Source organism: Psychrobacter piechaudii (assembly GCF_900162825.1).
Lineage (GTDB): Bacteria > Pseudomonadota > Gammaproteobacteria > Pseudomonadales > Moraxellaceae > Psychrobacter > Psychrobacter piechaudii.
This window is the reverse complement of the sequence record NZ_FUGE01000032.1, coordinates 1-10,099: the sequence shown is the minus strand read 5'-3', so window position 1 is coordinate 10,099 and position 10,099 is coordinate 1. Positions and strand designations below refer to the sequence as shown.

7 protein-coding genes, 1 pseudogene and 1 riboswitch are annotated in these 10,099 nt (G+C 42.5%); of the genes and pseudogenes, 4 read left to right on the top strand and 4 right to left on the bottom strand.

Annotation, left to right across the window (positions count from 1 at the left end; all coding sequences use genetic code 11):
- A partial coding sequence (locus A1019T_RS00620; RefSeq protein ID WP_077449965.1) for an RNA-guided endonuclease InsQ/TnpB family protein occupies nucleotides 1–831 on the bottom strand: 831 nt, incomplete at its 3' end.
- A gap of 432 nt (nucleotides 832–1,263) precedes the next feature.
- On the opposite strand from A1019T_RS00620, the gene rapA reads away from it, so the two are divergent.
- From rapA to A1019T_RS00600, 3 genes are all read left to right on the top strand, one after another.
- Nucleotides 1,264–4,146 (top strand): RNA polymerase-associated protein RapA, encoded by a 2,883-nt coding sequence (gene rapA / locus A1019T_RS00615; protein WP_077449964.1) that lies wholly within the window; start codon nucleotides 1,264–1,266, stop codon nucleotides 4,144–4,146.
- 374 nt (nucleotides 4,147–4,520) lie between these two features.
- Nucleotides 4,521–4,988 carry a Cys-tRNA(Pro) deacylase gene (gene ybaK, locus A1019T_RS00605; RefSeq protein ID WP_077449963.1) on the top strand — a complete coding sequence of 156 codons (468 nt, stop codon included), beginning with the start codon at nucleotides 4,521–4,523 and terminating at the stop codon, nucleotides 4,986–4,988.
- 51 nt (nucleotides 4,989–5,039) lie between these two features.
- Nucleotides 5,040–5,408 carry a 5-carboxymethyl-2-hydroxymuconate Delta-isomerase gene (locus tag A1019T_RS00600; protein ID WP_077449962.1) on the top strand — a complete coding sequence of 123 codons (369 nt, stop codon included), beginning with the start codon at nucleotides 5,040–5,042 and terminating at the stop codon, nucleotides 5,406–5,408.
- A 116-nt stretch (nucleotides 5,409–5,524) separates the two neighbouring features.
- Here the strand turns inward: A1019T_RS00600 and A1019T_RS00595 are convergent, their stop codons facing one another.
- The 3 genes from A1019T_RS00595 to A1019T_RS00585 all read right to left on the bottom strand — a co-directional run bounded on the left by A1019T_RS00595 (nucleotide 5,525) and on the right by A1019T_RS00585 (nucleotide 9,343).
- On the bottom strand, nucleotides 5,525–6,226 hold the full coding sequence (locus tag A1019T_RS00595; RefSeq protein ID WP_077449961.1) for a class I SAM-dependent DNA methyltransferase: 702 nt from the start codon (nucleotides 6,224–6,226) through the stop codon (nucleotides 5,525–5,527).
- Nucleotides 6,227–6,294: 68 nt separating this feature from the next.
- The gene (tenA, locus tag A1019T_RS00590) at nucleotides 6,295–6,942 is read right to left on the bottom strand and encodes a thiaminase II (protein ID WP_077449960.1); all 648 of its coding nucleotides are present in this window, start codon (nucleotides 6,940–6,942) and stop codon (nucleotides 6,295–6,297) included.
- Between the two features lie 187 nt (nucleotides 6,943–7,129).
- A riboswitch (TPP riboswitch) is annotated at nucleotides 7,130–7,259 on the bottom strand.
- A gap of 263 nt (nucleotides 7,260–7,522) precedes the next feature.
- Nucleotides 7,523–9,343 carry an acyl-CoA dehydrogenase C-terminal domain-containing protein gene (locus tag A1019T_RS00585; RefSeq protein WP_077449959.1) on the bottom strand — a complete coding sequence of 607 codons (1,821 nt, stop codon included), beginning with the start codon at nucleotides 9,341–9,343 and terminating at the stop codon, nucleotides 7,523–7,525.
- Nucleotides 9,344–9,955: 612 nt separating this feature from the next.
- On the opposite strand from A1019T_RS00585, the pseudogene A1019T_RS13500 reads away from it, so the two are divergent.
- A pseudogene (locus tag A1019T_RS13500) lies at nucleotides 9,956–10,099 on the top strand (RNA-guided endonuclease InsQ/TnpB family protein); the annotation flags it as partial.

Here is a 10,099-nt window from a genome sequence, read left to right as displayed (position 1 = left end):
TGTTGATTTAGCTAGATTGGTTTTTCTAGTTGTAAATGAGCGAGATTTAACATCACCAACCACAATTAAGCTGTTATCTTTAACAAGCTTGGTGGTGAATTTATGAATTAAGTCTAATCTTGTATTTTTAATTTTGGCGTGTATTGCTTTGACACGTTTTTTATTGTTAGCACGCTGGGCTACTGCTAATTTATTCGCCCATTTTTGCGTTTGCTTAATAGTAAGTTTATCACCCATTGAGGTAGTAGCAGACTCTTTTAAGCCCAAATCAATTCCAACGCTGCCCTTACCACTTACTTGCTTAGGATGGTCTTTAACGGTGATACACGCATACCAACGATTACGACTGTCTTGTACTATCTCAAGCGTGTTAATTTGATACAAAGACAAATTGTAGCTATCGAATACATCGATGATGAGCTTTTGACCTTTAGATAGCGATAGCTGTATGGTTGATTTAAGTGCCTTCTTACCTGTCTGCCTTGTTTGTAAATACTTTATAGCAGATTTTTTAAAAGGTATCCAACCTAGGCTTTTACGCGTGGCATCAGCTCTATTGGTACGCCAGTTAAGTTTGGCTTTTTTAAATTGTTTACGTGATTTAGCGTGTGTCTCATTGATAGCCTGTAAGGTCTGACTGTGTAATCCTAAATACTCACCGCTACCTTTGGTGTACTCACTTAGATCATAAGCACTAAAAAACTTACCGGTACGTTTTAGATGCTCAAAACTTAACGCATTGACATAGTTCCACACGAAGTTTACTGAACCGCTTAGACGATTCAGCTCTTTTATGTGTTTGTCTTTAATGCGTAGCTTGAGTGTTTTCATATATTCAGTATGGCAAGATTAATTTTAACTTACAACCCTTTAACGACTTCTTACGACAGTGTGTGTCGCCTTATATCCACCCCCTGAAATGGGTGGTTTTACGGCGACTGGTGATAAAGTCAGCTCAATACTGCACATGCTACCACTGTCGTGCATAGTTCCAAAACCAAGGGCTAAAAAAGCTCCTTATTTACAAAGATTATGCGAGTATTTTTTATAAGGGCAGTGATTAGTTGTTAAAATAGCAAAAAATTCGATAGGAAAAGGTGTTTTCAAAGATTAGGTGTAGAATTTGCTAACTTTGACCTCATTAACGTAGATAGGGCTAATAATCCTTTATAATAAGCACCATTTGACAGCGGTTTATTTGCTGTTGCTTGTGATTGATTATCAAGCGAAACCCCACATTTTAATAAAAGAATTGATTGATTTATGACAATAGCTGCTTTAATCCCCGAATTCGCCGTTGGTCAACGTTATTTATCTGATACTGAAGCTGAGCTGGGCCTAGGTGTGGTGATAGATGTTGATGACCGCTGTGTGCATATCTTATTTGCTCAAAGCGAAGAGACCCGAGTCTATGCCAAAAACTCGGCACCTTTATCTCGAGTGACCTTTAAGGTGGGTGACGAGATTACCGATCAAGAAGGTAACACCCATATCGTTACTGGGGTTGATGAGGTAATGGGGGTGGTTAAGTATCATGTGGAAGGTCATCCGCGAGGCATTATGGAAACCCGCTTGGCCGCTAATATTACTTTGGCGAAACCGCTAGAAAGATTGCTGGCTGGACGGGTTGAACGTGGAGAATGGTATGAGCTGCGTCAAGATATTCTGCGTATGCAGTCAGCCTTGGCAGGCCATCCGTTAAAAGGCTTGATGGGCGCTCGCGTCGATATCATTCCGCATCAGTTATATATCGCTCATGAAGTGGGTAAACGTATCGCCCCGCGAGTATTGTTAGCCGATGAAGTGGGCTTGGGTAAAACCATTGAGGCGGGTCTGATTATCCATCAACAGTTATTGACGGGTAAAGCACAGCGCGTATTGATCTTGGTCCCTGACAGCTTACAGTATCAGTGGATGGTTGAAATGCGTCGCCGCTTTAACCTAAATTTTGCTCTATTTGATCTGGTGCGTACGGCGGCTATTAAAGAGCACAATCCCGATCAAAACGTGTTTGCCACTGAGCAGTGCATCATCGCCAGTTTAGATTTATTGCTAGATCATCATGACTTATATGAGCAGGCGATGGAAGCCGGCTTTGATTTATTGGTGGTGGATGAGGCGCATCACTTACATTGGGATCCAGAGCAAGGTGGTAATGATAAGTATGAGCTGGTGGCAGATTTTGCTCATGAAACCCCAGGGGTATTGCTATTAACCGCAACCCCCGAACAATTAGGGGTGGAAAGCCACTTTGCCCGCCTACGTCTGCTTGATTCAGACCGCTTTGATGATTTAGATGACTTTATTGAAGGTCAGGCGGCGTTCTCTGATACCGCGGCAGTAGCCGAAGTATTGATGGATCAAAAGCCTTTAACTGAAGGGCAAATTAAAGCCTTGACTCATTTATTGGGCTTTAGTGATCCTGATGAGCTGGCCACCATTAATGAAGACGATAAATTACGTACTTATGCTCTCAATCAATTGTTAGACCGCCATGGTACTGGCCGTGTGCTATTCCGTAATACCCGTGATAGTGTGCAAGGATTCCATGGCCGTACCAGTCACCCGCACCCTCTGCCTTGTCCAGAAAGCTGGATAGGCAGCTACCAGACCTGTGGTAAGTTGCGCGAGCAACTGTGGGGCGAAGAAAACCAGCCTGATGGCAGCTGGCTAGAAGACGACCCGCGCGTGCCGTGGTTAATTAAGCTGTTAAAAGAAGAGTTAAAGCAGAAAAAAGTACTGCTTATTGCTCGTAGTGGAGCGACGGTAGAAAGTTTAGAGGCGGTGTTGCGTCTACACGCCGGCATTAAGACCGCTATCTTCACCGAGCAGATGAGTCTGCTTGAGCGTGACCAAGCGGCGGCATTTTTTGCAGACGAAGCAGGTGCCCAAATTCTATTATGTTCAGAGATTGGTTCTGAAGGTCGTAACTTCCAGTTTGCCAGTCATTTAGTACTGTGGGATTTGCCGGCCAACCCAGATACTTTAGAGCAGCGTATTGGTCGCCTAGACCGTATCGGTCAAACCCAAAAGATTACTCTGCACGTACCTTACGTGCAAGGTACGGCTCAAGAGCGTATGTATCAGTGGTATGATTCTGCGCTTAATATCTTCAATCATATTTCACCGACCGCCCAAACGGTACAAGAGCAGTTCATCGTTGACTTAAAACCTTTACTTGAAGGCGAAGACAATGAGCAAAATCGCCAAGCTTTAAGTGACTTAATCGCTGAAGCAGCAAGCGTTCGTCAAGATTTAGAGGCAGAATTACAGTCGGGCCGTGACCGTCTGCTAGAGTACAACTCCTGTCGTCCAAGAGTTGCTTCCCGTATTGCTGACGCGATGAGCGACTTTGATGCCAATAACTTATTGCCGTCCTTCTTAGATCGTTTCTTCTCTTCAGTGAACTTAGATCATAGTGTGCAGCGTGATGGTTCTTGGGTGATTCATCCACCAGAAGCCGAAAACAGTCAGCATACCGATGTTGACAATCTGCCTATCTCCGAAGACGGTATGACCTTAACCTTCAAACGTAGTCAAGCTTTAGTGCGTGAGGATATGGACTTTATTACTCATGAGCACCCACTAATGCTGGCCATTTATGACATGACCAACTCGGGCACTTTTGGTAATACCACAGTGGCTATGCTTAAGAGTAACACCGTCCCAGAAGGTATGTTGCTCTTGGAAGTGAACTTTAGGGTGGGCACTATTGCCCCGAAAATTCTGAATTTGGGGGCGACTCTACCAACTCAAAATTTAAGAGTGTTCTTAGGAGAGCAGGGTGGTGACTTATCTGAGCGCATCACTGCGGATATGATTATGCCGCACATTGAGCGTTTGGATAAAAACCGTTCGCGTCAGGTGGTTAAAGTGCGCAATAAAGTGATTGAATCACGCTACTTTGACGCTGAAGTCATTGCTCAAAGTAAGCTAGAGGCGATTAGTGTTCAAGCACTGGCTCGTTTTAGTCAAATTTGGGAGCGTGAAATCAGCCGTCTAAAACAGCTACAACAAGTGAACCCGAACGTGCGTGATGAAGAGATCGAGCGTCTAGAATTGCTAAAAGCACAAGGGGAGCAGGCATTAAGCAACTTGTCACTGGTGCCGGATAGTATTCGCGTACTGGTAGCCGTTAAGCCTTAAGCGGCTAGGTAGTAATAACCCTGACTTTTTAGGTTTAAGAAAAGCCCTCCTTATCAGTTAGACGATGGCAGTGTCCGTCTTGTCAGCAAGCAAATGATAGAGAAATCAATACCAGTATCAATATACTGCATCATGCAGATAAAGTATTAACCCATCATTGATGGGTTAAAAAAAGCGGTGAGTTCCACCGTATTAGCCTGTGGAGACGATGTAAGACCTACGTGTAATCACAATGGCAAACGTCTATGAAGCAGGAAGAAAACGCTAAAACTATGTGAGTAGGCTTAGGTAAGTTTTTCGGAACGGCTTTTAGTTTTTTGGGTTATGCGGTACTCTAAACGGATTAACAACTGATTGTATTGAGGCAAAAGTTTATGACCCCAGCCATTAATTTAGCCAAGAAATTAAAACTAGATTACCAAATTCATGAATATGAGCATGATCCTAGTGCCGAGTCTTATGGCCTGGAAGCCGCTGATAAACTGGGTCTGCCTGCTGAACAGGTTTTCAAAACGTTGGTGGTAGAAACCGATGCCAAAAAGCTAGTGGTTGCGGTTTTACCGGTTATTGATACCTTAAACTTTAAAAAAATGGCCAAAGCTTTGGGCTGTAAAAAAGTGCAGATGGCTAATCCTAAGGTGGTTGAGCGAAGTAGTGGCTATGTCTTAGGTGGGGTAAGTCCTTTGGCTCAAAAAAAGCGATTGCCTACGGTTATTCATGACTCTGCTCAATCATTAGCGACCCTCCATGTCAGCGGAGGGAGGCGAGGGCTTGAGATTGAACTGCCACCACAGCAATTGGCAAATAGCCTCAATGCCAAATTTGCAGATATTATTGATTAAACCCACCCGGCTTTTTAACAACAGTTTTCAATACTAAAATAGAGTAAAACTATGCCCCACGTTATCGTTCAAGCCACGCCCAATGTCACCATCAAAAAACCTGAAAGCTTATTAAAAAAGCTAAACAGCACCCTATGGGAAACGGGCCACTTTGGCTCACCGCAAGCGATTAAGACCAGGTTTGTAGACCTAGAAACATTCTTGGTCGGGGTAGAAGATGATGAGCAGGCTGAAGGATTCGTTTATATTCAATTAAGGCTGATGCCAGGACGCAGCCAGGAGATTAGAGATGACTTGGCTAAGAAGTTGCATGCCTGTTTAAAGCAAGATCTGGTAGAGCAACAGTCAGGGCGAGTATCGGTGCAGTATTGCGTTGAAGTGGTTGAGCTTACGGCAGCTTATAGAAAAGAGAAGCTATAAGATTAGCCAGTAATAGATCGTTTAAATAAAGCCCCAGACAGCTTGCTGTAGGGGGCTTTATTTTTCATAGTGAGGACTTAAGAATTAATTGAGAATCTCGTCAATAGCAAAACTCGCTATGCCTTTTTCTGAGCACAAATAGCCACATAATCGCCGCGGTCATAACCCTCAACAACTTCTTGTACTTTGTCATTGGCAAACATAGGATGAGTCAGTAAGGTTTGTGCGTATTCAAAATTAGTTAAACCTGCTTCTTGCATCAGCTCAATCTTCTCATCAGAGGTGCGCCAGTTTGCAGTGCGTACTAACTCAATAGGATACGGGTCTTTGGGTGAGATATGGGCCAATAGCTTATGATCCCAAGTATCGACTGCGCTGGCTAAGTTGTACAAGCTGGCAAATCCACTTTCTTTAGGCACATCAATTAGGATTAGTTTACCGCTTGGCTTTAGGGCGTCATGAGCTTTATTGATACACAGGGCTAGGTCGCTGATATAGCTGACACTGCCGTTGAACATGATAATGTCGAATTTATTAGGCTCAATTTCTGCGTCTTCTGCGGTATTGATATCTACGGTTAATCCGCGTTTTTCTGCAATTTGTGCCATATCTTTAGAGGGCTCGATACCGTGCTTAATATGAATGTCGTAGTCTTTTGCCAGTAGCATTTCAAACAGCCCACTGCCACAACCCACGGACAAGATAGTACTGTCTTTGTCCAAGAAGTGAGCAACCAGCTTTAGTTCACTTAGTAGTAAGTTCTCATTGTCCATAAACCAGCTGTCATACGCATTGGCATGCTCGTCAAATATGACCATGATTTTCTCCTTGTTTTAAATGGATTTATTATTGGTCGATTGTTTAAGTTAAATGGGCTTTTTGGCAATTAAGATAAATCTAAAGCCATCTGCCAAAAGTTAACCTCCATACGAGAGGCTGTGTTAAATAATTTTTGTAATTTGGGCTGCTGAGCCGGACTGACATCAGCAAATAATTGATTAATAAAGGCTTTATTTTGGGCAGTTACCTTTTGAAACTCTTCACTAGCAAAGACGTCGATCCAGGGCTGATAAGGGTTATTATCAACGAAGCCTTCTGTTTTAATGCGCTGACCAATTTCCCCATAACCCATTAGACAAGGCGCAATGGCCGCATAGAGCTCGACCAATGAGCCAGACATGGCGGCATCTAACAAATAGCGGGTATAGGCAATGGTCGCTGCAGATTCTGCTGTGTTCTCGACTTCCTTAATAGAGAGGTCCCATTGCTGACAAAACTCTAAGTACATACCAATTTCTAGATCAAGCATGGCATTGATACCGGCTTGTCCCACACGCATTTGAGCCAGAGTGTCACTCTTGTAGACACTCAGTGCCATGACTCGAGTGTAGTGCAGAAGATAGAGGTAATCTTGTTTTAGATAGTGTTGAAAGCTTTGTTTGGATAAGGTTCCTGCTGCCACCTGATTCACAAACTCATGATGGATATAATCTTGCCAAGTCGGGCAGTTATCGCGTAGTGTTTGAAAGTCCATAATGCTCACTTTTATCAAAGATAGGTCACTAAAAGCCATATGACCAAAAGTTTAACCGTGTCTTGATAACCTGAGGAACGTTTGAACTGACCGCTTGGAGAGAAAGCACAGAATTAGAATGGAGCAACACCAAAAGCCATTAAAGGACTACGCCTTAATGGATTAAGTGTATTCTGGGAATGAGCTCACTAAGATCACGCTTGTTTCCTACGTCAGTGCTAACTGCATCAGGTCCTCGGGTATTTCTCAGCTAAGGCTAAATCTTTGGCTTGATATGAATAATCAAGGGATGGGCCATAGCACCCCGACAAGGTTATTGGGATAATCAGAATAAAGGTGCAGGGGTAAAGTTGTTTACGAGACTGATTTGCTGTTTCCATAATTCGGCTTTATCCGTTGCTACTCACTATCATAGGACAACGGACGGCTCCAATGCAAGGTAAGCCCATTTTTATCAGCGATAAGCCAGGATAGGACACTGAAAATCAAACGAAACCGTCCACAAAAGACCACCCACAAAAAAACCGCCCTAATAAATAGAGCAGTTTTTTTGTAATCTAGTGGCTAAAAAGCGAATAGATTAGTCTAAGAATGCAAAGTGCTCAATGTCCATATCGGTCATAGATGAGCTTGGAGCTACCATGCTTTCAGCATGACCTGAAGTGCGAGGTAAAATCTTGTCAAAGTAGAATTCAGCAGTCTGAATCTTAGCTTTGTAGAATTCTGGCGCTTCGACACCCCCTTTTTCTAGCTTTTTATAAGCTACTGCGGCCATACGTGCCCAGTGGTAAGCCATCATTACGTAGCCTGAGTACATTAAGTAGTCAACAGAAGCGGCTGAGATGATTTCACGGTCTTTACGCGCGCTTAGCATTAGACGTACAGTTAGGGTATTCCATTCAGCACATAGCTTAGTTAGCGCCCAAACGAATTTACGCATGTTTTTGTCTAGAGCGTAATCACCACACCACTTCATGATACCTGAAGTGTAATCACGGATGATTTTACCTTTTGATTGTAATATAACTTTACGGCCTAGAAGATCAAGAGCCTGTACGCCTGTGGTTCCCTCATAAAGAGTAGCAATACGAGCGTCACGAGCGATTAACTCCATGCCCCACTCTTTGATGTAACCATGACCCCCATAAACTTGCTGGCCTTCTTTCGCCGCTTCAATACCCAGCTCAGTTAAGAAGCCTTTTAGAATTGGGGTATAGAAACCTAACTTATCATCCCACTTTTCAAACTCTTCATCATTGCCTTCAGCGATACCTTGAGACATCTTATCAGCATAACGAGCAGCATGGTAAATCATTGAGCGGCCGCCTTCAGCGAACGACTTCATGGTTAACAGCATGCGACGTACGTCAGCATGGTTGATGATAGCGTCAGCTACTTTTTCTGGCTCTTTTACGCCTGATAGAGTACGCATTGAACGACGCTCTTTGGCATACGGTAGGGCATTTTGGAAAGCAAGCTCACAGTGAGCAAGACCCTGGATACCAGTACCGATACGGGCAGTGTTCATGAAAGTGAACATCGCTTTTAGACCACGATGCGGTTCACCAATTAGGTAACCTGTTGCGTCGTCGAAGTTTAGAACACAAGTAGCCGATGAAGCGATACCCATTTTGTGCTCAATTGAACCACAGCTTACGCCGTTACGCTCGCCCGCTTCACCTTCTTCGTTAACCTTGAACTTAGGTACGATGAATAGAGAGATACCACGAGTACCTTCAGGAGCATCTGGAAGACGCGCTAGAACGATGTGGATAATGTTATCAGTTAGATCATGTTCACCACTTGAGATGAAGATTTTAGTGCCATTTAGTTTATAAGTACCGTCTTCTTGTGGCACTGCTCTGGTTTTTACTTGACCTAAGTCAGTACCCGCTTGTGGCTCAGTTAGACACATAGTACCTGACCAAGTACCTTCTACTAATTTAGGAAGGTAAGTGTCTTTTTGCTCTTCTGTACCGTATTGCATTAAGGTGTTGATACAACCGGTAGTTAGACCTGGATACATTGCCCATGGCCAGTTAGCGGTACCAATCATTTCAGACTTGATAAGGTTTAATGACATTGGTAAGTTCATACCGCCGTACTCTTCTGGGTACGAAATACCTTGCCAACCACCTTCTACGAACTGATCATAAGCATCTTTAAAGCCTTTAGGAGTGGTCACCACACCGTCTTTGAATTGACAGCCTTCAGCATCTGCTGGTTGATATAAGGGGCTAATAACGTTTTCAGCGAAATCAGCGATACCTTGTAGAATCATATCTACAGTTTCTGGATCCGCGTTTTCACCATTACTTAAATCTTTGTAATGCGTTTGATAATCGAAAACGTCATTTAATAAGAATTTCATGTCACGTAAGGGGGCTTTATAACTTAGCATAATAGACTCTCTTCCATTGAATAATATATTTGTCGCTGCTGCGAGGTATTGTCAACCTAGCATAATATGAATAGTATAGGAGGGTGATATGGATTTTAGTATAAGCCCAAATAATACAAAAACCTATTATTCATAGCTATTATTCATAAGTGAATAACTGTTTCATAAAAATAAGTGTTAATAATACTCAAAAAAAAACACCTGCTTTGATTCATTTTTAAATTATATTAGGCTTACAATAGCTTAGTTTTTGCTAACCAACATGACCTTATAATATTAACTTAACTCTAAAGAAGTGTTGGACTCCTGTTAGTGAAATGTCACCATTCTACTTTTCTAAATGACCCTTATTTTAATTTAGATGAAAACTTCCCTTAATAACCTGTCTTAAATACTTTTCTGAAATAATTATCTAAATAGCTTAATCAAATAATAGGCGCTTCTATAAAATAAAACGTAGAACACCTATCTCACTCTTTTTCTTCTCGGGTATTTTTATCACCAGTCGCCGTAAAACCACCCACTTCAGGGGGTGGATATAAGACGACACACACTGTCGTGAGCAGTATATAAAGGGTTGTAAGCTAAAATTAATCTTGCCATACTAAGCATATGAAAACACTCAAGCTACGCATTAAAGACAAACACATAAAAGAGCTGAATCGTCTAAGCGGTTCAGTGAACTTCGTGTGGAACTATATTAATGCACTTTGCTTTGAGCATCTAAAACGAACTGGTAAGTTTTTTAGTGCTTAT

Excerpts from the sequence above, each read along its gene's own strand:
- rapA (WP_077449964.1), top strand. The coding sequence starts at position 1,264 with ATGACAATAGCTGCTTTAATCCCCGAATTCGCCGTTGGTCAACGTTAT.
- ybaK (WP_077449963.1), top strand. The coding sequence starts at position 4,521 with ATGACCCCAGCCATTAATTTAGCCAAGAAATTAAAACTAGATTACCAA.
- A1019T_RS00600 (WP_077449962.1), top strand. The coding sequence starts at position 5,040 with ATGCCCCACGTTATCGTTCAAGCCACGCCCAATGTCACCATCAAAAAA.
- A1019T_RS00595 (WP_077449961.1), bottom strand. The coding sequence starts at position 6,226 with ATGGTCATATTTGACGAGCATGCCAATGCGTATGACAGCTGGTTTATG.
- tenA (WP_077449960.1), bottom strand. The coding sequence starts at position 6,942 with ATGGACTTTCAAACACTACGCGATAACTGCCCGACTTGGCAAGATTAT.
- A1019T_RS00585 (WP_077449959.1), bottom strand. The coding sequence starts at position 9,343 with ATGCTAAGTTATAAAGCCCCCTTACGTGACATGAAATTCTTATTAAAT.